Source organism: Bordetella genomosp. 2, from assembly GCF_002261345.1.
Lineage (GTDB): Bacteria > Pseudomonadota > Gammaproteobacteria > Burkholderiales > Burkholderiaceae_B > Bordetella_A.
Genome location: NZ_NEVT01000008.1, coordinates 106,933 through 129,387 on the forward strand (window position 1 = coordinate 106,933; position 22,455 = coordinate 129,387).

Here is a 22,455-nt window from a genome sequence, read left to right on the forward strand (position 1 = left end):
ACGGGCGGCCGGGCTAACGGCCCGGTCCGCGCACGTCGTCGAAAAGTTGCTGCCACAGGCCCAGCACACGCCCGGCCGAAAAGCGTTCGCGCGCCTCGATGGCGCGCCCTGCCATGGCCTGGCGCGCAGCCTCGTCGCCCATCAGCGCCGACAGCGCCGCGGCGAGCGCGGCCACGTCGCCGTTGGGCCGCACCAGCACGCCGTCGACGCCGTCGCGCACCACTTCGCGCGGCCCGGTGTCGCAATCGAAGCAGACGGCCGCCAGGCCGCTTGCCAGCGATTCCAGCAATGTATTGGACAATCCTTCGAAACGCGAGCTCAACACGTAGAGGTCGGCGCTGGCGTACCAGTCGCCCACATTGCCTACCCGCCCCGGCAGCGCGACGCGGCCCTCCAGGCCGGCGGCGGCGATCTGCGCCTGCAGCCGCGCCCGTTCGGCGCCTTCGCCAAGGATGACCAGGTCCCAGTCGGGATGCTCGCCGGCAATGCGCGCATAGGCTTGCACCAGCAGGTCGAAGCCCTTGTCCGGATGCAGCCGGCCCACCGCCAGCAGGCGCCGGCGCCCGTCGCGGGCCGGCGGCGCCAGCACCGGCTCGGTGCGCGGCAACGGCCAGTGGACGGGGTTGGGAATCACCGCCAGCCGCGACCCCGGCACATGCCGCGCAAGCCAGTCGGCCGTGCCGCGCGTCAGCGCCACCACGCGCGCGGCGCGCGGGTAGGTCAGGCGCCGCAGGCGCTGCCAGAGGCCCGACAAGGCCTGCGACGGCGGATGCGTGTGCTCGGTGGCGATGACCCGGCACGGCAGGCCGCGCGCGGCCAGCACGGCCAGCACCGAGGCGGTGGTCATCATGCCCAGCACGATGTCGGGCTGGAACTGGCGCAACAGGCGGCGCAGCGCGCGCACGCGCCGCACGTTGGCGAGCGCGCCGCGCAGGCCGCCGCCCTCGCCCGCCGTATGCAGTATCTCGCGCCGTACCGCCGGGTGCAGCGTATAGGCGTCGTCGCGCGCATCGGCCTGCGTCGCCAGCATGACCTGCCAACCCGCCGCGGCCCAGTGCGCGCTCAGGTCGGCGGCCACGCGCTCGGCGCCGCCGCCATGCAGCGAATGAATGAAGATCAGCACGCGTGGTGCGGTGGCGCCGGCCATCAGCTCGCCTCCCGTGGCGCCGGCGGCTCGTGGGGCCGCACGGCGACCAGCGCATAGCAGGCGAACGACAGGGCGTACATCAGGCTGGTGGCCAGCATGATGCCGGCCGTGCCCATGCGCGGCGCCAGCATGGCGTTCAGAATGATCTTCAGCAGGAAATTGCCCACGGCGATCAAGGCCATGATGCGATAGCGATTCTGGCTGGCCAGCAATTGCACCAGGATCAGCACCCCGAAATAAAACGGCAGCTGCAAGAGCCCCCAGCGCAGCACCCCGGCCACCGCGGCGGTATTCTCGGCGGTGAAGGCGCCCCGCTCGAACAGCAGCGCCACGCCCCAGGGGGCAAGGACCCACGCCAGCGCCACCGCCGCGGTGCCGGCGCCGACCATCAGCACCGACCACTTCAGCGCCATGGCGCGGGCCCGCGCCGCGTCGCCGCGGCTTTGTATGTCGGCCAGCACCGGCAGCGCCGCGCGCCCCACCGACACGGCGCCGATGCCCAGCAGCAGCGACAGCAGGCGGCTGGCATAGCCCAGCGTGGCGTTGGCGTTGTCGCCCAGGTTGGCGGCGGTGTATTGGTCCAGCGGCCCCACGAAGCTCATGGCGACCTGCCCCACCAGCATGATGCCGGCGGCGCTCATCAGCTCGGGCCAGTGCGGCGAGCGCAGCGACAGCCGCGGCGCGCCCCACAGCCCGCCATCGGCGCGCGCGGCCAGCCACGCCAGCCACACGGCCTGGATCAGGTAGCCCACCAGCGTGCCCCACAGCAGCGGCCCGACGTCGTCGGCCGACACTGCCGCCAGCATCACCCACGCCAGCGTGGCCACCGCCGGCATGCTGTCGAGCAAGGTGTTGACGTGGCGCTCGTGGGACCGCAGCCGCGCCCCGCTGATGCCCGCCATCAGCACCAGCACGGTGACCGGCACGAAGGCGTACAGCAGTTGCCGGCTCATGGCCGCCACTTCCGGGGACAAGCCGCTGCCCAGCCATTGCAGCACCCATGGCCAGGCCAGCGCGGTCAGGGCCGCCAGCGCCAGGCCGCCCGCCAACACCATGCCCTGCAGCTCGCGCACGAACAGGTCGCGCTCGGCGCCGCCGGTGCGCCGCAGGCGCACCAGCACCGGGATCAGCACGACCCCCAGCACGCCCACGATGGTGACCGGCAGCCAGGTGGCCATGGTCATGGTGAACTGGTAGGCGTCCACGGCATCGCTGATGCCATAGCGGTACGCGACCGCCATTTCCTTGACGGCGCCCGCCGCCTTGCCCAGCACCAGGAAGACCGCCACCCGGAAAGCGCCCCTGAAGATGCGCAGGTGGTCGGGGTGGATGGCGTTGAACTTGCGTAGTAGCGTTTTCAAAAAACGTTCAGCGCAAGAATTGCTTGTACCAGGGCATGGCCGTCTCGAGACCCTTGAGGATGTCGTAGGCCGGCTGGTAGCCCAGCAGCTTGCCCGCCTTGCCGATGTCGGCCTGGGAATGGCGCACGTCGCCGGCGCGGAAGTCGGCGTAGACCGGCTGCTTGTCGTAGCGCACGCCCTGGCCGGCCAGCGCCTGGGCCAGGTAGCGGAACAGATCGTTCAGCGTGGTGCGGCCGCTGTAGGCCACGTTGTAGACCTGGTTGACGCCTTCCTCGGGCGCCAGCGCCGCCAGCAGGTTGGCCTGCACGGCATTGTCCACGAAGCAGAAATCGCGGCTGGTCTCGCCGTCGCCGTTGATCACCACGTCGTCGCCGCGGATCATGGCGGCCGTCCACTTGGGGATCACGGCCGCGTAGGCGCCTTCCGGATCCTGGCGCTTGCCGAACACGTTGAAATACCGCAGCCCCACGCTGGCGAAACCATACGAGCGCGCGAACACGTCGGCATACAGCTCGTTGACGTACTTGGTCACGGCATACGGCGACAGCGGCTTGCCGATGGTGTCCTCGACCTTGGGCAGGCCGGGATGGTCGCCATAGGTGGAGCTGGAGGCCGCGTAGACGAAGGTCTTGGTGTTGGCATCGCGCGCCGCCACCAGCATGTTCAGGAAGCCGCCGATGTTGACGTCGTTGGTGGTGATCGGGTCGTTCAGCGAGCGCGGCACCGAGCCGAGCGCGGCCTGGTGCAGCACGTGGTCCACGCCCTCGACGGCCTGGCGGCACGCCGGCAGGTCGCGGATATCCCCTTCCAGGAAAGTGAAGCGCGCCCACTGGGCCGGTTCGACCGAATCGCGCACCTCGTCCAGGTTGTGGCGGTGGCCGGTGGCGAAGTTGTCCAGCCCCACCACGGTCTGGTCCAGCTTCAGCAGGGTTTCCAGCAGGTTCGAGCCGATGAACCCGGCGCAGCCGGTCACCAGCCATTTGCGGGGCGCGCGGCGCAATTCCTCTTTGAGGCTTTCGTAGCGATTGCTCATTCGTCTTCCTTACAGGCGCAGATCGGATTCGTCGGGGGCCAGCACGTATTTCAGGTCGTACAGCACGTGCTTGGCCTTGCCCAGCTTGCGGATTTCCGCCGCGCCCATCTCGATGAACTGGCGATGCGACACCGCCAGGATGATCGCGTCGTACTTGCCCGCCTCCGGCTCGGCCACCGGCGTAATGCCGTATTCGTGCACCGCCTCCTGGGGGTCGACCCACGGGTCGTAGACGTCCACATCGACGTTGTACTCGCCCAGTTCGTTCACGATGTCCACCACCCGGGTATTGCGCAGGTCGGGGCAGTTTTCCTTGAAGGTCAGGCCCATGACCAGCACGCGCGCGCCCTGCACATGGATGCGCTGCTTGGTCATGCACTTGACCAGCTGCGACACCACGTAGCTGCCCATCGAGTCGTTCAGGCGGCGGCCGGCCAGGATGATCTCGGGGTGGTAGCCGATGGCCTGCGCCTTGTGCGTCAGGTAGTACGGGTCGACGCCGATGCAGTGGCCGCCCACCAGGCCGGGGCGGAACGGCAGGAAGTTCCACTTGGTGCCGGCGGCCTGCAGCACCGCTTCGGTATCGATGCCCATCTTGTTGAAGATCAGGGCCAGCTCGTTGATCAGCGCGATGTTGACGTCGCGCTGCGTGTTCTCGATGACCTTGGCGGCCTCGGCCACGCGGATGCTGGAAGCCTTGTGGGTGCCGGCCGTGATGATCTCGTTGTACAGCGTGTCGACCAGGTCGGCCACTTCGGGCGTCGAGCCGGAAGTGACCTTCTTGATGGTGTTGACGCGGTGCGCCTTGTCGCCCGGGTTGATGCGCTCGGGGCTGTAGCCGGCATAAAAGTCCTGGTTGAACTTCAGGCCGGAGACGCGCTCGAGCACCGGCACGCAGTCTTCTTCGGTAGCGCCCGGGTAGACCGTGGATTCGTAGATGACGATGTCGCCGCGCTTGAGCACCGCCCCGATCGTCTCGCTGGCCTTGATCAGCGGCGTCAGATCGGGCTGCTTGTAGGCGTCGATGGGCGTGGGCACCGTGACGATGTACACGTTGGCCGCGGCCAGGTCGGCGCGCTCGGCGGTGTAGGTCAGGTGCCTGGCCTCGGCCAGTTCGGCGTCGTCGACTTCGAGCGTATGGTCATGGCCCGCCTTGAGGGCCTCGATGCGCTTGGCGTTGATGTCGAAGCCGATCACCGGCCGCTTCTTGCCGAACTCAACGGCCAGGGGCAGTCCGACATAGCCCAGGCCGACCACGGCAAGTTTTACCTCATCGATACGCAAGATAGCTCTCCCTTGCCGTGTCGAGTCCACGGCATTTCAAATAGGAACGGTAAATTGTAACAACGGCCCGCCGGCCGGCGCAGCCGGCATACGTCAATGCGCACGCGGCAGCAGCAGCCAGCCGGGCCGGCGCCACGACACCAGCCGCACGTACAACCAGATGTAGGCCGCCGCGAACACCAGCAGGCTCAAGCCGAGGATCCAGGCGTTGTCCCACCAGATCGTGGCCGGCACCAGGCCGATCAGCGCCAGTACCCACATGTAGGGCGAGGCCAGCGCGTTGCACAGCGCCGGCACCGCATGGCGGCGGTTCTTGCTGAAGGTCACGCGCACCAGCCGGCGGAACACCAGCTGGTGCAGGTGCAAGGCGTCGGGCTGGTCGACCGGCACGCCGCGCTTGAAGCGGCGCCGCCAGATGGAAAAGCCGGTTTCGAACACGGGGTAGAACAGCACCGCCAGCGCGTAGAACGGCGAGACCGAGGGATTGCGCACCACCAGCAGCACCGCCAGCTCGGCCAGCATGAAACCCAGGAAGTACGCGCCGCCGTCGCCCAGGAACACGCGGCCGAACGGAAAATTCCAGACCAGGAAGCCGAGCGTCGCGGAAGCCAGCGCCGCGGCGATCATGGAAATGGGCATGTCGCCGACCTGCAGCCCGACCAGCGCGATCGACACCGCCATCAGGGTGGCCACCATGCCGGCCAGCCCGTTCATGCCGTCGACGATGTTCAGCGCGTGCGTACAGCCGCCCACCGCGAACATGGTGAACACCAGCGAAACCGGCCAGAACGCCAGCACCCAGTCGACCGGGGCGATGCCCACGCGGCTGACCCCGCCCAGCAGCCACCATGCAATGGCGGCCGACAGGAATGCCGCCAGCAGGCGCTTGCTGGCGCCGATGTCCTTGGTGATGTCTTCCAGCAGGCCGGCCACGAACACCGGCAGCACCGCGACGAACAGCGCGGGCCACAGCCAGGTGAGCGTCATGTTGCTGGGCCCCAGCACCAGCAGCCCGGCCAGCGACCCGGCCAGCACGGCCAGCCCGCCCACGCGCGGCGTGGCGCGCGAATGCGACGCCTGGGGCTTGCTCAGGTCGCTGTCGCCGGTGAAGGCGCCATGCCAGCGCTCCGACGCCACGATGAGCCCCCCCACCATGAACGCCACCACGCAGATGTACAGCCAGGTCACGGAAACACCTTAGTCGGGTCGATTTTTGAAGAAACAGAGCACAACATTATCGAGAGCGCGTGTAACGGTCATATATGTGAGACCTAAACAAGTGCAAGCCCGCCCCACAGAACGTAACGCCCCCTGTAGCGCCCCCCACGCTAGAGGGACAGCCGAAAACCATTGTAATTCTTTCCGTCCCGTTGCACGGGCCCGAATTAAGGGTAAATACGGAGGAATAGACATCCGGCAACGGCCTTGCCCGCGCAGCCGTGAAAATTTTAGGGACGCATCTGCTCGACCCAAAAAAAAGCCCGAGATCTTGCGATCTCGGGCTAAATCCACCAAAGGAGGAGGGTGGAGGAGACAACCGGGGCATGTTGGGGTGAACACTGCGATATCGCTACCGGGTTCTACCGCTACGCAACCGGGGTTAGGCACCGCGCCGACTGCGTTTCAACATCCATGAACGAATCATAGCCCATCCATTTGTGCGATGCAAGATTTTTTTTGCGGCGAAGCCAGGCGGCCGACGGGTGTTGCGGTTTTGCAGCATCACCCCCACGAAAGCGGCGCGAATACTGGCCTGGGCGCGGCAGAGGGTTTTCTCCGAAAGGGTAAACCCTTGCGGGCTTACCCTATATTTTTCAACCACTTAGCACGCCAGAACCGGGACACCGCGGGCGCTGCGCGGGCCAATATGGTGCAATGCACCATCTTCTGCACCATCCTGGCGCGACGGCTCAGATCCAGTAAGCCGTCGAGGTCATCACCCGCGACATGGCCCGCATCGCGCCGCGCACCGGCGCCGGCAGCGGCACGCCGCCCGCCTCTTCGGCGCTGGTGCGGTGCTGGGCTTCGTCCTCTTTCATCTGGCGCACGATCTGGCGCGAGCGCTCGTCTGTCTCGGGCAGGCTGCGCAGATGGCCGTCCAGGTGCGCCTCGACCTGGCGTTCGGTTTCCGCCATGAAGCCCAGATTGCGCGGCGTACCGGCGCGGCTGGCCAGCACGCCCAGCGCGAACGAACCGGCATACCACAATGGGTTGAGCAAACTCGGGCGGCTGCCCAGTTCCTCCAGGCGCTGTGCGCACCAGGCCAGGTGGTCGACCTCCTCGGCCGCGGCGCGGCGCAGCAGGTCGCGCGCCGGCGCTTCGCGGCAGGCCGCCGCCTGGCCGCGATACAGGGCCTGCGCGCACACTTCGCCCACATGGTTGACGCGCATCAGCCCGGCGGCATGGCGCTTCTGCTGGTCGGTCAAGGGCGGGGCTGGGTCGGCGGCCTGCGCCGGATAAGGCCGCGACGAGGCGGCCGCGCCCGACAACACGCGCAACGCGCGGTCCACTTCGGCGAACAGCGGATCGAGCGGGCCGCGCCGGCGCGCAAACGGCGCCGGGCCGGCAGGTGAGGAAGCGACGGACATGACGGGACTCCTGTAACGGCCCCCACCCTGTCGGCAGGCGGGGCACTCATTCGGGAATTGTACGCAACGGGTATCATCGGTTTTTGTTCGCGCTTTACGTACAAGGAACCCTCTCATGGACTGCACGATCAACTGGGGCGGGCCCGACGGCATGCTCTTCGTGGCCACCACCGGCAGCGGCCACGTCGCCACGATGGACGGCGCGGTGGACGGCGGCGGCCACAACCTGGCGCCGCGTCCCATGGAGCTGCTGCTGGCCGGCACGGGCGGCTGCACCGCCTACGATGTCGTGCTCATCCTCAAGCGCGGCCGCCACGCGGTCAGCGGCTGCAGCGTGAAGCTCTCGGCCGAGCGCGCCGACACCGATCCCAAGGTCTTCACGCGCATCCATTTCGCTTTCACCGTCACCGGCCAGAACCTGCCGCGCGCCGCGGTCGAACGCGCCGTGCAGCTGTCGCACGAGAAATACTGCTCGGCCTCGGCCATGCTCGAAAAAACCGCGCAGCTGAGCTTCTCGGTCGATATCGTCGACACGCAGGCCACGCCGGCCGCCTGATGCCGCCGCGCCGCCGGCCGGCCCGCCCGAACTGACATGAAACAATACCTCTCGCTGATCCAATCCATTCTCGACCACGGCTCGTGGCAGGAGAACCGCACCGGCATACGCACGCTGTCGCTGCCCGGCGCGTCCCTGCGCTTCGACCTGCAGCAGGGCTTCCCGGCGGTCACGACCAAGAAACTGGCCTTCAAGTCCGCCGTCGGCGAGCTGGTGGGCTTCTTGCGCGGCGCGCGCAGCGCGGCCGAGTTCCGCGCGCTGGGCTGCAAGGTATGGGATCAGAACGCCAACGAGAACGCCGCCTGGCTGGCCAACCCGTACCGCGAAGGGCCGGACGACCTCGGCCCGGTGTACGGCGTGCAGTGGCGCCGCTGGCCCGCCTACAAGGTGGTGCCGAGCGCCAACACGGCCCAGGTCCAGGACGCCCTGGGCCGCGGCTACGCCCAGGTGGCCGAGCTCGACGAGGACGGCGTGCCGCACGTGCTGCTCTACAAGGCGGTGGACCAGCTGCGGCAATGCCTGGACGCCATCCACCACACGCCGCAGGACCGCCGCATCCTCTTCCATGGCTGGAACTGGGCGCAGATCGAGGAAATGGCCCTGCCGCCCTGCCACCTGCTGTACCAGTTCCTGCCCAATGCCACGACGCGCGAAATCTCGCTGTGCCTGTACATCCGCTCCAACGACGTGGGGCTGGGCACACCGTTCAACCTGACCGAGGGCGCGGCGCTGCTGCACCTGGTCGGCCGCCTGACCGGCTACACGCCGCGCTGGTTCTCGTACTTCATCGGCGACGCGCACATCTACGAGAACCACCTGCCGATGCTGCGCGAGCAGCTCACCCGCGATCCTTATCCCGCACCGCGCCTGGTGCTGTCGGACCGCATCCCGGACTACGCCGCGACCGGCCGCTACCAGCCGGAATGGCTGGAACAGGTCGAGCCATCGGATTTCACCCTGCAGGACTACCAGCACCACCCGGCGCTGACCGCGCCCATGGCCGTGTAAGGAAGACCCCATGCCGCCTCGCCTGGCCCTCGTGGTCGCCTATTCCGACAACCGCGTCATCGGGCGCGACAACGCATTGCCCTGGAAACTGCCCGGCGACCTGGCGCACTTCAAGCGCACCACGCTGGGCAGCCCGATCATCATGGGACGCAAGACCTGGGAATCGCTGGGCCGCCCGCTGCCGGGCCGCGCCAACATCGTGATCAGCCGCAACCTGCAGTACAGCGCGCCCGGCGCCCAGGTCGTGCCCACGCTGCAGGCCGCCGTGGCCGCCTGCGGGGCAGTCGACGACGCCTACGTGATCGGCGGCGCGCAGATCTACGCGCAGGCGCTGCCGCTGGCCCAGCGCATCATCGCTACCGAAGTGCACGCGCAGGTCGAGGGCGACGCCTTCTTTCCCCTGCTGCCTTCGTTCGCCTGGCGCGAGGCGTCCCGCCAGCCGCAGCCGCCGGAAAACGGCTACGCCTACGACTTCGTCGTCTACGAACGCGCCGCCTGACGCGCCAGCCCGCCGGCGCCAGCCAGGAATCGCCACAATTCGGGCGCCTGCGAATAGGCGACATTGAAGCGTATCCACGGAATGTCCGCCTCGCCCGGGTCGAAGTACGAACCCGGCGCCAGCCAGATGCCGTCCTTCAAGGCCTGCTCGGCCAGGCCGTTGGCGCCCTGCGCATCGGCGCCGGGCAGGCGTGCCCACAGGAACAGGCCGGCCTGCGGCCGCGCCCACACCTGCATGCCCAGCTCGTCCATGCGTTGCCCGGCCATGCCATGGGCCTGGGCCAGGCGCTCGCGGGTGCGCACGATGTGGGCGCGGTAGCGCCCTTCGCGGATGACCTGGTGCACGACCCGCTCCATGATTTCCGGCGAGGTCAGCCCCACCGCCATCTTGGTGCGCGCGATATCGCGCATCAGGTCGCGGTGCGCCACCACGTAGCCCACCCGCACCGACGGACTGATCACTTTCGAATAGCCGCCCAGGTACACCACGCGCTGCGCGCCGTCCAGGGCCGCCAGCAGCGGCGCGATGCCGGGCATGAGTTCGCGCGAGATGTCGTCTTCGATGACCCAGAAATCGTGCTGCTGGGCGGCCTGCAACACGCGGAACGCGTTGGCCATGCTCATCACGGCGCCGGACGGATTCTGCAGCACGGTGTTGACGAACAGCGCGCGCGGCCGGTGCTCGGCCGCCACGCGCCCCAGCACATCGCGATCCAGGCCGTCCGGCGTGCGCGGCACCGTGACCGCGCGCATCCCGGCCAGGCGCAGCAGCGGCAACAGGTTGGCATAGCAGGGCTGCTCGACCGCGACCGTGTCGCCGGGGCGCAGCAGGGTGCGGATCACCAGGTCCAGGCCGTGGGTCACGCCCTGGGTCAGCACCACCTGGTCGGGCGCGACGTCCAGTCCATGGGCCGCCAGGCCGGCCGCCACGCTTTCGCGCAGGGGCGCATACCCGTAGGGATGCCCATAGCCGGCGATGCGCAACGCCGGCACGCGGCCCAGGTGGCGCAGCGCCTGGTGCAGCCCTTCTTCGTTCAGCCATTCGCCGGGCAGCCAGCCGCAGCCCGACTTGATGGGGATGGAATGATCGGCGTAGATATCGGACAGCAGCCAACCCGCGTTCAGGCGCGGCGGCTGCCACGGCGCCATGGCCGGCCCGGCGGCCGGGCGGGCGCGGGCCGCCACGCGGTACCCGGCGCCCGGCCGGGCAACCAGCCACCCTTGCGCCACCAGGCGGCTGTAGGCGCCGGCCACGGTGAAGGTGCTGATCTCGTGACTGCGCGCGAATTCGCGCACGGACGGCACCGCCATGCCCGGCCGCAGCGCTTGCGCCTCGATGGCGCGCACGAAGGCGTCGACCACCTGGTCGACCAGCGAGGGCGCTTGCCTGCGCGAACGGATCGGCTGGAAATCAAGCATGGCGCGGGTGGCGATGGATACCAATACGGTTGTCTCGCGCTCAACTATACAGTTAGCGCCGTTTACGCCAATTGTATATTTTCATCCGCGGCGGGCGCGCTCAGAATGGGCTCCAATCCTGCATTCATGCGCCGCCCCCCCGCCGTACAGGCCGCGGCCCGCCCAGCAGGCTCTTCCTGGAGACCGCACCATGAACGCCCCCACCGGCTTGCCCGACCTGTCCCATCTGTGGATGCCGTTCACCGCCAACCGGCAATTCAAATCCCAGCCGCGCATGCTGGCTGGCGCCAAAGGCATGTATTACACCTCGACGGACGGCCGTCAGATCCTCGACGGCACGTCGGGCCTGTGGTGCGTCAATGCCGGCCACTGCCGCGAAGAAATCGCCCAGGCCATCGCGCGGCAGGCCGCCACGCTCGACTACGCCCCGGGGTTCCAGCTGGGCCATCCGCTCGCCTTCGAGGCGGCGTCCGCCGTGGCCGGCCTGATGCCGCAGGGCATGGACCGGGTGTTCTTCACCAACTCCGGCTCGGAATCGGTCGACACCGCGCTCAAGATCGCGCTGGCCTACCACCGGGCCCGCGGCGAAGCGCAACGCACCCGCCTGATCGGCCGCGAACGCGGCTATCACGGCGTTGGCTTCGGCGGCATCTCGGTGGGCGGCATCTCGCCCAACCGCAAGACCTTCTCCGGCGCCCTGCTGCCCGCGGTGGATCACCTGCCGCACACGCACAGCCTGGAGCACAATGCGTTCTCGAAAGGCCAGCCGGCCTGGGGCGCCCACCTGGCCGACGACCTCGAGCGCATCGTCGCCCTGCACGACCCGTCCACCATCGCGGCCGTCATCGTCGAACCCATGGCCGGCTCGACCGGCGTACTGGTCCCGCCGCAGGGCTACCTCGAACGGCTGCGCGAGATCACCGCGAAATACGGCATCCTGCTGATCTTCGACGAAGTCATCACCGGCTACGGCCGGCTCGGCACCGCCACGGCCAGCGACTACTTCGGCGTGACCCCCGACCTCATCACCATGGCCAAGGGCATCAGCAATGCGGCCGTGCCGGCGGGCGCCGTGGCGGTCAAGCGCGAGGTGCATGACGCCATCGTCAATGGCGCCCAGGGCGGCATCGAGTTCTTCCATGGCTATACGTATTCGGCCCACCCGCTGGCCGCCGCTGCGATCCTCGCCACGCTCGACCTGTACCGGCGCGACGACCTGTTCGCCCGCGCGCGCAAGCTGGCGCCGGCGTTCGAGGCCGCCGCGCACGGGCTCAAGGGCGCGCCCAACGTGATCGACGTCCGCAACATCGGCCTGGTAGCCGGCATCGAGCTGGCGCCGCGCGACGGCGCCCCCGGCGCCCGCGCCGCCGAAGCCTTCCAGAAATGCTTCGACAGCGGCCTGATGGTCCGCTACACCGGCGACACGCTGGCCGTCTCGCCCCCGCTCATCATCGAAGAGGCGCAAATCGCCGAAATGTTTGACTCGATCGGAAAGATCCTGAAGGAAGTTGCCTGACTCCATGAAAACTCTCACCCATTACATCGACGGCCGTCCGCAAGAGGGCCGCAGCGGCCGCTACGCCGAGGGCTTCAATCCGGCCACCGGCGAAGTCGCCACCTCGATCCCGCTGGCGTCGCCGGACGAGGTCGACGCCGCGGTCGCCGCCGCGCGCGCGGCCTTTCCCGCCTGGTCCGAAACGCCCGCGCTCAAGCGCGCGCGCATCCTGTTCAATTTCAAGGCCCTGCTCGACCGCCACCAGGACGAGCTGGCCGAGCTCATCACGCACGAGCACGGCAAGGTGTTCTCCGACGCCAAGGGCGAAGTCGCGCGCGGCATCGAGGTCGTGGAGTTCGCCTGCGGCGCGCCCCAGCTGCTGAAAGGGCAGTACACCGACCAGATCGGCGGCGGCATCGACAACTGGAGCATGCGGCAGCCATTGGGCGTCGTGGCCGGCATCACGCCGTTCAACTTCCCCATGATGGTGCCGTGCTGGATGTTCCCGGTCGCGCTGGCCTGCGGCAACACCTTCGTGCTCAAGCCCTCCGAACGGGACCCGTCGGTTTCGCTGCGCCTGGCCGAGCTGCTCAAGGAAGCCGGCTTGCCCGATGGCGTTTTCAACGTGGTGCACGGCGACAAACAGGCCGTGGACGCGCTGATCGCCCATCCCGACGTCGAGGCCCTGTCGTTCGTCGGCTCCACGCCCATCGCCGAATACATCTACGCCGAAGGCACGCGCCGCGGCAAGCGCGTGCAGGCCCTGGGCGGCGCCAAGAACCACATGGTGGTCATGCCCGACGCCAACCTGGAGCAGGCCACCGACGCCCTGATCGGCGCGGCCTACGGATCGGCCGGCGAACGCTGCATGGCGATCTCCGTGGCGGTCGCGGTCGGCGACGTGGCCGACCAGCTGATCGAACGCCTGGAGCCGCGCGTGCGGGCGCTGGTCATCAAGAACGGCATGGAAGCGGACGCCGAGATGGGCCCGCTGGTCACAGCCCAGCACCGCGCCAAGGTGATCGGCTACATCGAGGACGGCATCGCGGCGGGTGCCCGGGTCGTGGTCGACGGCCGCGAACAGAAAGTGGCCGGCCAGGGTTTCTTCCTGGGCGGCACGCTGTTCGACCAGGTCACGCCGCAGATGAACATCTACCGCGAGGAGATCTTCGGACCGGTGCTGTGCGTGGTGCGCGTGCCCGACTTCGCCGCGGCGGTCGAGCTCATCAATGCCCACGAATTCGGCAACGGCGTGGCCTGCTTCACGTCCGACGGCGGCGTGGCGCGCGCCTTCGCGCGCCAGATCAAGGTCGGCATGGCGGGCATCAACGTGCCCATCCCCGTGCCCATGGCGTGGCATTCATTCGGCGGCTGGAAGCGCTCGCTGTTCGGCGACCACCATGCCTACGGCGAAGAAGGCGTGCGCTTCTACACGCGCTACAAGAGCGTCATGCAGCGCTGGCCCGACAGCATCGCCAAGGGCGCCGAGTTCACCATGCCGGTGGCCAAGTAAAACGGCGTTCGACGCCTTGGGTGCCGGGCCCCGCGTGGCGAGGCCCGGCACCCGCTCCGAAGTAAACCGCGCGGGGCCCGTTGGCATGCCAGGCTCCGCGCAGCGCCTGGCACCTCGTCCGCCGGCCGCTTGGCCCCCCCTGCTTTTCGCGGCCGCCTCACCCACGGGCATCGCCGTATTGCCCAACGCGCATTTCTTCAGCAGAATCTTCCTATCCGGGTTTCTTCAAGTGAACGCACGGCCCTTGGGAGGATCACTCCGATGCGCATCGGAATAGGCGGGTTCCAGCACGAAACCAACACTTTCGCGCCGTCGCGCGCCACCTGGGAAGAATTCGCCGACAAGGGCGGCGGCTGGCCCAGGCTGGTGTCGGGGCCGCCCATGTTCCAGGCGGTGGCCGGCGCCAATATCCCGGTGGCGGGCTTCATCGAAGCCATGCCCGGGCACACCCTCCTGCCCGCCACCTGGGCCGCCGCCAGCCCGTCGGGGCACGTCACGCGCGATGCCTACGAGCGCATCGCCGGCATGATCCTCGACGGCCTGCGCCAGGCGCTGCCGCTCGATGCCGTCTACCTGGACCTGCATGGCGCCATGGTGGCCGAGCACCTCGACGACGGCGAAGGCGAGCTGCTGCGCCGGGTGCGCGCCCTGGTCGGCCCCGCCGTGCCCATCGTGGCCAGCCTCGACCTGCACGCCAACGTCACCCGCGCGATGGTGGCGCACGCCGACAGCCTGGTCTGTTATCGCACTTACCCCCACATCGACATGGCCGACACCGGCCGGCGCGCGGCGCAGCTGCTGGACCGACGCCTGCACGGCATGCCGCGCCCCTACGTGGCGCTGCGCAGCATTCCCTACCTGATCTCGCTGTGCTGGCAATCCACCGATATCGAACCGTCGCGCAGCCTGTACAAGCTGCTCGAGGACCTCGAATCGCGCGACCCGACCATCAGCCTGTCGTTCGCCACCGGGTTCCCGGCGGCCGACTTCCCGGAATGCGCGCCCACGGTATGGGCCTACGGCGACACCCAGGACGACGCCGACGCCGCGGCCGACGCAATGGCGCGCGCGGTGCTCAATGCCGAAGCGGACTTCGGCGGCAAGATCCACACCCCGGACGAGGCCGTGCAGGCCGCCATGGCCATGGCGCGCGACGCCGCCAAGCCGGTCATCATCGCCGACGTGCAGGACAACCCCGGCGCCGGCGGCAGCTCCGACACCACCGGCATCCTGCGCGCGCTGCTGCGCCACCGGGCCGCCAACGCGGCCATCGGCCTGATCGTCGACCCGCGTGCCGCGCTGGCCGCGCACCAGGCTGGTGCGGGCAACACCGTGAAAATCGCGCTGGGCGGACATTCGGGTATTCCCGATGACGCCCCCCTCGAAGCCGAATACCTGGTCGAGACGCTCTCGGACGGGCGCTTCGATACCCACGGGGCGTTCTACCGCGGCTTCCACATGGACCTCGGCCCCAGCGCCTGCCTGCGCCTGGATGGCGTGCGCATCGTGGTGGCGTCCAACAAGGTCCAGATGGCCGACCAGGAAATGTTCCGTTTCGCCGGCATCGAGCCCACCCGCCAGGCCATCCTGGTGGTCAAGAGCTCGGCGCACTTCCGCGCCGACTTCACCGACATCGCGCACTCCATCCTGGTCTGCGCGGCGCCGGGCTCAATGCTCATGGACGCCAGCCGCCAGCCATGGACACGGCTGCGCCACGGCATCAGAATGGCACCTTGCGGACCGGCCTTTTCGGCCAGCGCCGCAAGCGCCTGACCGGCGCGCCACGCCAGACGGCACGCGGCCATCGTGACGGCTCCCGCCGCCCACAATCGACTCTAAGGGGATCTCCATGCTGAAGTTCGTCCGTACGGCCGTCCTGGCCGGCGCAACACTCCTTGCGGGGAGCGGCGCGCACGCAGAATCCGTCATCCGGGCCGTCATGCATTCGCCGCTGCGGCTCACCGACCCGCATGCCACCACGGCATACATCACCACGTGGCATGGCTACATGATCTACGACACGCTGCTGGCCACCGACGCCGACAACAAGGTGCAGCCGCAGATGCTCGAAAAATGGGAAGTCTCGCCCGACGGCAAGACCTACACCATGACCCTGCGCCCCGGCCTCAAGTGGCATGACGGCCAGCCGGTCAAGGCCGAGGACTGCGTCGCCTCCATCAAGCGCTGGGCGGCGGGCGACGGCATGGGCCGCACACTGCTGAAATTCACCTCCAGCATCGACGTGGTCGACGACCAGACCTTCCGCATCGTCATGACCGAGCCCACCGACCTGGCGCTGCGCGCCCTGTCCAAGCCGACCGGCACGGCCGCCTTCATGATGCCCAAGCGCATCGCCGAGATCCCCATCGGCACGCCCATCACCGACATGACCGGCTCGGGGCCCTTCAAAGTCACCGAATTCAAGCCCGGCGTCACCACGGTGTACGTCAAGAACACCGACTACGTGCCGCGCAAGGAGCCCGCCAGCGGCCTGGCCGGCGGCAAGGTGGTCAACGTCGACAAGGTCGTCTGGAACGTCATGCCCGACGCCCTCACCACCGCCAACGCGCTGATGGGCGGCGAGATCGACTACGTCGAGCAGTTCCCGTACGACCTGCTGCCCATGCTGGACGGCAACGCCGACTTCAAGGTCGAATCGCTCAGCCCGGTCGGCTACTTCACGATGTACCGCTTCAACTTCAAGTACCCGCCCTTCGACAACAAGAAGATCCGCCAGGCCGCCATGTACGCCATCGGCCAGGAAGACGTCATGAAGGCGCTGGTGGGCAATCCCAAGTACTACCAGACCTGCGCCTCGCTGTGGGGCTGCGGCACGCCCTTCGAGAGCGACATCGGCAAGGATATCGTGGTGCCGTCCAACATCGAGAAGGCCCGCGAGCTGCTGAAGGAAGCCGGCTACGACAACACGCCCATCCTGGTCATGCACGCCACCGATGTCGGCACGCTCAGCCCGCAGCCGGTCGTCATGGCGCAGGCCCTGCGCAAGGCCGGCTTCAACGTCAACCTGGCCGCCATGGACTGGCAGAGCGTGGTGGCGCGCCGCGCCTCCAAGGCCGCTCCCGACGCCGGCGGCTGGAACATCCACAACACCAACTGGTACGCCACCGACATCATGGACCCGGTCCGCTCCGCGCCCGCCTCGGCCAACGGCGACAAGGCCTGGTTCGGCTGGCCCGACTTCCCGCAGATCGAAGCGCTGCGCACCAAGCTGGCCCTGACCTCCGACCCGGCCGAGCAGAAGAAAATCGCCGACGAAGTGCAGCGCATCGGCATCGACGAGGGCCTGTACGTGCCGCTCGGCCAGATGTCGGTGCCGACGGCCTACTCGATCAAGCTCAGCGGCCTGGTGCACGCCCCCATCATGGCGTTCTGGAACGTCAAGAAAGCGCCCTGATCCTGGCGAGAGGTCCCGATGCTGGCATTCATCCTGCGGCGGCTGCTGGCCACCATCCCCGTGCTGGTGCTGGTGGCCGTGGTCGTCTTCGCGATCCTCCGGCTCAGCCCTGGCGACCCCGCCGTCATCATGGCCGGCGACGGCGCCACGCCGGAGCGCATCGCCCAGATCCGCCAGGTCATGGGCCTGGACCAGCCGCTGGTGAAGCAGTTCTTCCTGTGGGCCGGCCGGCTGCTGCAAGGCGACATCGGCACCTCGCTCATGTCCGGGGTGCCGGTCCGCCAGCTGATCGGCCAGCGTCTCGAACCCTCGCTCAGCCTGGCGGCGCTGACGCTGCTGCTCACGCTGGTCGTCGCCATTCCGCTCGGCATCCTGGCCGCGTGGCGCCAGGGCCGCCTGCTCGACCGCCTGGTGATGGGCTTCTCGGTGCTGGGCTTCTCGGTGCCGGTCTTCGTCACCGCCTACGTGCTCATCTGGGCCTTCGCCATCGAGCTGGACTGGTTCAAGGTGCAGGGCTACGCGCCGCTGTCGGGCGGCTTCTGGCCGTTCCTGCACCGCCTGATCCTGCCGGCCCTGGCGCTGTCTACCATCTATGTGGCGCTGATCGCCCGCATCACGCGCACCAGCGTCATCGAGGTCATGGGCGAGGACTTCATCCGCACCGCGCGCGCCAAGGGGCTCGGCGAAACCGGCGTCCTGCTGGGGCACGCGCTGCGCAACGCCGCCGTGCCGATCGCCACCGTGGTGGGCGTGGGCATCGCGCTGCTGATCAGCGGCGTGGTGGTCACCGAATCGGTGTTCAATATCCCCGGGCTGGGACGGCTGGTGGTCGAAGCCGTGCTGGCGCGCGACTACCCCGTCATACAGGGCCTGACGCTGTTCTTCGCCTTCGTATACGTCTTCATCAATCTGGTCGTCGATTGCGCCTATACGCTGTTCGACCCGCGCATCAGGTATTGACCATGGCCACGCAATCCGACGCCCTGCCCCGCGCCGCCGGCCTGCCCGGCGCCGATCCGCGCGCCTCCGCCTGGCGGCGGGTGCGCCATACCCTGAAGACCTGGCCGGTGCTGCTGGCGCTGGTGGTGCTGTCGCTGGTCGTCCTGGCGGCGCTGCTGGCGCCGTGGCTGGGCACCGTCAGCCCCACCGCCATCGACCCCGGCAACCGGCTCAAGCCGCCATTCGGCGGCTACCTGCTCGGCACCGACGCGTTCGGCCGCGACATCTGGTCGCGCGTCGTCTACGGGGCCCGCGTCTCGCTGATCGCCGGCCTGGGCGCCGCCGTGATCAGCGTCGCCGCCGGCCTGGCGATCGGCCTGGTGGCAGGGTGGTTCCGGTCGCTCGACGGCTTCATCATGCGCGTCATGGACGCGGTCATGGCCATTCCCGGCATTCTGCTGGCCATTGCCCTGGTGTCGGTCACGGGCGCCAGCCTGACCACCGTCCTGGTGGCCATCACCATTCCCGAGATCCCGCGCGTGGTGCGCCTGGTGCGCGGCCAGATACTCAGCGTGCGCGGCGAGCCCTATGTCGAGGCGGCCCTGGCGCTGGGCACGCCGCTGCATTTGCTGCTGTGGCGCCATCTGGTCCCCAGCACGGTGGCGCCGCTGACGGTGCAGGGCACGTACGTGTTCGCCTCCGCCATGCTCACCGAAGCCATCCTCAGCTTCCTGGGCGCCGGCATCCCGCCCGAAATCGCCTCGTGGGGCAACATCATGTCCGAGGGCCGCATGTATTTCCGCATGCTGCCGGGCCTCATCCTGTTCCCCGGCCTGTTCCTGTCGCTGACCGTGCTCAGCGTGAATATCCTGGGCGATGCGCTGCGCGACGCGCTCGACCCCAAGATGGTGCGCAGGATCTGAACCATGTCCTATTCCCCCAATCCGCCCGCCGGCGACACCACTTCCGCGGTACTGGCCATCCGCAACCTGTCGGTCGCGGTGGCGGGCGCCGGCAACCGGGTGGTGCGCAACCTCAGCCTGGACGTGCATGCCGGCGAGACCGTCTGCGTGGTCGGCGAATCCGGTTCCGGCAAATCGGTCAGCTCGCTGGCGGTCATGGGGCTGCTGCCCCCCGGCGTGCTCGAGCCCACCGGCGCCATCCGGGTCGAAGGCGAGGACATCCTCAGCGCCACGCCGCGCCGCCTGCGCGAATTGCGCGCCACGCGCATGGCCATGGTGTTCCAGGAACCCATGACCGCGCTGAACCCGGTGCATACCGTCGGCCGCCAGGTCGACGAAGTGCTGCGCCTGCACCGCCGCATGACGCGCGCCCAGCGGCGCGCCAAGGTGCTCGACATGTTCCGCTCGGTGCATCTGCCCGATCCGGAGCGCATCTATGAGTCCTACCCCCACCAATTGTCGGGCGGCCAGCGCCAGCGCATCGTCATCGCCATGGCGCTCATCCTCGAGCCGCGCCTGCTGATCGCCGACGAGCCCACCACGGCGCTGGACGTCACCACTCAGAAGCAGATCCTCGCCCTCATCAAGGAATTGCAGGTCAAGCACCGCACCGCCGTGCTGTTCATCACGCACGACTTCGGCGTGGTGGCCGAGATCGCCGATCGCATCGTGGTCATGAACCAGGGCGACCTGGTCGAAACCGGCACGCGCGACGATATCCTGGCGCGGCCGCAACAGAGTTACACCCGCCGCCTGGTGTCGTCCGTGCCCAGCCTGGTGCCGCTGCGCCGCGACGCGCCGGACGGCGCCACGGTGCTGAGCGTGCACGGGCTGGGCCGCGTCTACACCGACAAGCGGCCCTTCTGGAGCGGCGGCAAGCGCGCCGTGCTGGCCGCCGACGACGTCAACCTGACGCTGCGCAAGGGCGAGATCCTCGGCATCGTCGGCGAATCAGGCTCAGGCAAGTCCACGGTGGCGCGCTGCATCCTGCGGCTGATCGAGCCCACGGCAGGCAGCATGCGCATCGGCGGCGACGACATCTCGGCGCTCGCCGGCGCGGCGCTGCGGCCGATGCGCCGGCGCATCCAGATCGTCTTCCAGGATCCTTACCGCTCGCTCAACCCGCGTCGCAAGGTGGGCGAGTCCATCATCGAGGGGCTGTTGAATTTCGGCGAACCGCGCCAGCAGGCGCTCGAGCGCGCCGCGGCCACCCTGAAGGTGGTCGGGCTGGACGGCAATGCCATGGAACGCTACCCGCACCAGTTTTCGGGCGGCCAGCGGCAGCGCATCTGCATTGCCCGGGCCCTGGTGATGGAACCGGAAGTCCTGGTGGCGGACGAAGCCGTCTCGGCGCTCGACGTATCCGTCCAGGCCCAGGTACTGGAACTGCTCGAGCAGATCCGCAGCCGCACCGGCGTGGGCGTGCTCTTCATCACGCACGACCTGCGCGTGGCCGCGCAGATCTGCGACACCATCATGGTCATGCAGCACGGCCGCGTGGTCGAGACCGGCGCCGCCGAACTCGTGCTGACCCGGCCGTCGCACGACTACACCCGCGCGCTGATCGACGCCGCGCCCGGGCGCGGCTGGGACTTCCGCAACTTCCGGCCGCTGGCGGCATAAAGTGACATCGATCCCCGAGCGCCACGCGCCCTCCCCCGCGGCCCGGCCACACTCGTAAACCCACTTGGAGCACGACACCATGCGCTGGTTGCTGGCAATGATCAAGCACGAGACCAACACTTTTTCCCCGGTGCCGACGCCGCTCGAACGCTTCTTTCGCGGCAGTCCCGAGATACTCGCCGGCGAACGCGCCATCCGTGCCTACGAACACACCGACAGCGGCCTGGGCGGCTATATCGAAGTCGCGCGCCGCGAAGGCGCGGAGATCGTCGTGCCGGTGGCGGCCGAGTCCTGGCCCAGCGCGCCCGCCGACGCGGACACCTACGAACGCCTGTGCGGGCTGGTGCTCGAGGAAGTGCGGCGCGGCGGCTACGACGCCATCTTGCTCGACCTGCACGGCGCCATGGTCGCCGAGGGAATCGAAGACGCCGAAGGCCACCTGCTGCGCCGCCTGCGCGAAATCGACCCCGACACGCCGGTGGGCGTGACGCTCGACATGCACGCCAATATCTACGACGACATCGTGCGCCACGCCACGGTGGTGTCGGGCTTTCACACCTATCCCCACGTCGACATCCGCGCGGCCGGCGTGCGCGCCGCCGACGTCATCGCCCGCACCCTCAAGGGCGAGATCCGGCCGGTCATGGCCTGGGCCAACAAGCCCATGCTGCCGCACATCATGTGCCAGGGCACCCACGCCGATCCCAACAAATCGCTGCAAGAACGCTGCCGCGCGCTGGAGTCCCAGGGGGTGCTGGCCGCCTCGGTGTTCGTCGGGTTCCCGCACGCCGATATCCGCGAAGCCGGCTTGAGCGCGGTGATCTGCACCGACGGCGACCTGCCCGCCGCGCAGCGTTGGCGCGACGAACTGCTGGAGGCCGCCTGGAACGGCCGCGAACAATGGGTTTTCCACTGCGAACCGCTGGCGCCCGCCATCGCGCGCGCCAAGACCATCGAGCAGGGCCCCGTCATCCTGCTCGACCACTTCGACAACACCGGCTCCGGCGGCACCATGGACACGACCGCCGTGCTGGCCGAGATCCTGCGCCAGGGCCTGGAGAACGTCGCCTTCTACGCCTTGTGCGATCCGCAGGCGGCGCAGCAGGCCGCCGCGGCGGGCGTGGGCGCCGAACTCACCCTGCCGCTGGGCGGCAAGGTGGCCATGCCGGCGCTCAAGCAGCAAAGCGAACCGCTGCCCGTCACCGGCCGGGTCAAGCTGGTGTTCGACGGCGTATACCTGAACCGCGGGCCCATGTACCGCGGCGTACGCAACGACACCGGGCTGACCGTGGTGTTCGATACCGGCAAGGTGCAGATCGTCATCGTCTCGCGCCACCAGGAACCCTTCGATATCAACTGCCTGCTGTCGGCCGGCATCGATCCGCTGCAAAAACGCTACGTGGCGCTCAAGAGCCGCGTGCACTGGCGCGCCGGCTTCGCCGACATGGCCACCGAGATCATTCCCTGCACGGGCGTGGGCGTCACCACCTCGGACTACAGCCAGGTCGAATTCAAGCACGTGCGTCGTCCGATCTATCCGCTGGATCCCCTCTGACCAATCGCTATTTCGTCGCAACCTGATACGCACGGTAACTTCTATGAGAGGCGCCGCAC

The 22,455-nt window shown here is 68.5% G+C and carries 18 protein-coding genes; 11 read left to right on the forward strand and 7 right to left on the reverse strand.

What is annotated here, in order from left to right:
* Positions 1-13: 13 nt before the first annotated feature.
* The 6 genes from CAL24_RS19450 to coq7 all read right to left on the reverse strand — a co-directional run bounded on the left by CAL24_RS19450 (position 14) and on the right by coq7 (position 7,413).
* Positions 14-1,147 carry a glycosyltransferase family 4 protein gene (locus CAL24_RS19450; protein WP_028352660.1) on the reverse strand — a complete coding sequence of 378 codons (1,134 nt, stop codon included), beginning with the start codon at positions 1,145-1,147 and terminating at the stop codon, positions 14-16.
* Entirely contained in the window at positions 1,147-2,508 is a 1,362-nt protein-coding gene (murJ, locus tag CAL24_RS19455) for a murein biosynthesis integral membrane protein MurJ (RefSeq protein ID WP_094807647.1), read from the reverse strand. Before murJ ends, CAL24_RS19450 begins: the two co-directional genes overlap by 1 nt.
* 7 nt (positions 2,509-2,515) lie before the next feature.
* Entirely contained in the window at positions 2,516-3,541 is a 1,026-nt protein-coding gene (locus CAL24_RS19460) for an SDR family oxidoreductase (protein ID WP_028352662.1), read from the reverse strand.
* A gap of 9 nt (positions 3,542-3,550) precedes the next feature.
* On the reverse strand, positions 3,551-4,825 hold the full coding sequence (tviB, locus tag CAL24_RS19465; protein WP_094807648.1) for a Vi polysaccharide biosynthesis UDP-N-acetylglucosamine C-6 dehydrogenase TviB: 1,275 nt from the start codon (positions 4,823-4,825) through the stop codon (positions 3,551-3,553).
* A 93-nt stretch (positions 4,826-4,918) separates the two neighbouring features.
* On the reverse strand, positions 4,919-6,013 hold the full coding sequence (locus CAL24_RS19470) for an MraY family glycosyltransferase (RefSeq protein ID WP_028352664.1): 1,095 nt from the start codon (positions 6,011-6,013) through the stop codon (positions 4,919-4,921).
* 722 nt (positions 6,014-6,735) lie between these two features.
* Positions 6,736-7,413, reverse strand: a complete 678-nt coding sequence (gene coq7, locus CAL24_RS19475; RefSeq protein ID WP_094807649.1) for a 2-polyprenyl-3-methyl-6-methoxy-1,4-benzoquinone monooxygenase — start codon at positions 7,411-7,413, stop codon at positions 6,736-6,738.
* Positions 7,414-7,528: 115 nt separating this feature from the next.
* On the opposite strand from coq7, the gene CAL24_RS19480 reads away from it, so the two are divergent.
* From CAL24_RS19480 to CAL24_RS19490, 3 genes are read left to right on the forward strand one after another with little or no spacing between them, the layout of a single operon-like run.
* Positions 7,529-7,969: an OsmC family protein gene (locus CAL24_RS19480; protein ID WP_028352666.1), complete on the forward strand. Its 441-nt coding sequence runs from the start codon at positions 7,529-7,531 to the stop codon at positions 7,967-7,969.
* 36 nt (positions 7,970-8,005) lie between these two features.
* Entirely contained in the window at positions 8,006-8,977 is a 972-nt protein-coding gene (locus CAL24_RS19485; RefSeq protein WP_094807650.1) for a thymidylate synthase, read from the forward strand.
* 10 nt (positions 8,978-8,987) lie between these two features.
* Positions 8,988-9,476, forward strand: a complete 489-nt coding sequence (locus tag CAL24_RS19490) for a dihydrofolate reductase (protein ID WP_094807651.1) — start codon at positions 8,988-8,990, stop codon at positions 9,474-9,476.
* Here CAL24_RS19490 and CAL24_RS19495 read toward each other — a convergent pair.
* The gene (locus CAL24_RS19495) at positions 9,458-10,894 is read right to left on the reverse strand and encodes a PLP-dependent aminotransferase family protein (RefSeq protein ID WP_094807855.1); all 1,437 of its coding nucleotides are present in this window, start codon (positions 10,892-10,894) and stop codon (positions 9,458-9,460) included. The genes CAL24_RS19490 and CAL24_RS19495 overlap by 19 nt on opposite strands.
* 190 nt (positions 10,895-11,084) lie before the next feature.
* Between CAL24_RS19495 and CAL24_RS19500 the strand changes: the two genes are divergently transcribed.
* The 8 genes from CAL24_RS19500 to CAL24_RS19535 all read left to right on the forward strand — a co-directional run bounded on the left by CAL24_RS19500 (position 11,085) and on the right by CAL24_RS19535 (position 22,396).
* Entirely contained in the window at positions 11,085-12,410 is a 1,326-nt protein-coding gene (locus CAL24_RS19500; protein ID WP_170947131.1) for an aspartate aminotransferase family protein, read from the forward strand.
* A gap of 4 nt (positions 12,411-12,414) precedes the next feature.
* Positions 12,415-13,902 carry a CoA-acylating methylmalonate-semialdehyde dehydrogenase gene (locus CAL24_RS19505; RefSeq protein WP_094807652.1) on the forward strand — a complete coding sequence of 496 codons (1,488 nt, stop codon included), beginning with the start codon at positions 12,415-12,417 and terminating at the stop codon, positions 13,900-13,902.
* A gap of 261 nt (positions 13,903-14,163) precedes the next feature.
* Positions 14,164-15,675 (forward strand): M81 family metallopeptidase, encoded by a 1,512-nt coding sequence (locus CAL24_RS19510; protein WP_094807653.1) that lies wholly within the window; start codon positions 14,164-14,166, stop codon positions 15,673-15,675.
* A 76-nt stretch (positions 15,676-15,751) separates the two neighbouring features.
* Complete coding sequence (locus CAL24_RS19515; RefSeq protein ID WP_094807654.1) at positions 15,752-17,317, forward strand: ABC transporter substrate-binding protein; 1,566 nt, start codon at positions 15,752-15,754, stop codon at positions 17,315-17,317.
* Positions 17,318-17,335: 18 nt separating this feature from the next.
* A complete protein-coding gene (locus CAL24_RS19520; protein WP_028352674.1) occupies positions 17,336-18,277 on the forward strand; it encodes an ABC transporter permease in 942 nt (313 codons plus the stop codon).
* A 2-nt stretch (positions 18,278-18,279) separates the two neighbouring features.
* Positions 18,280-19,179, forward strand: coding sequence for an ABC transporter permease (locus CAL24_RS19525; protein WP_028352675.1), 900 nt, complete (start codon positions 18,280-18,282; stop codon positions 19,177-19,179).
* Between the two features lie 3 nt (positions 19,180-19,182).
* Positions 19,183-20,841 carry an ABC transporter ATP-binding protein gene (locus tag CAL24_RS19530; RefSeq protein WP_028352676.1) on the forward strand — a complete coding sequence of 553 codons (1,659 nt, stop codon included), beginning with the start codon at positions 19,183-19,185 and terminating at the stop codon, positions 20,839-20,841.
* 79 nt (positions 20,842-20,920) lie between these two features.
* Positions 20,921-22,396: a M81 family metallopeptidase gene (locus tag CAL24_RS19535; protein WP_094807655.1), complete on the forward strand. Its 1,476-nt coding sequence runs from the start codon at positions 20,921-20,923 to the stop codon at positions 22,394-22,396.
* Positions 22,397-22,455 lie beyond the last annotated feature (59 nt).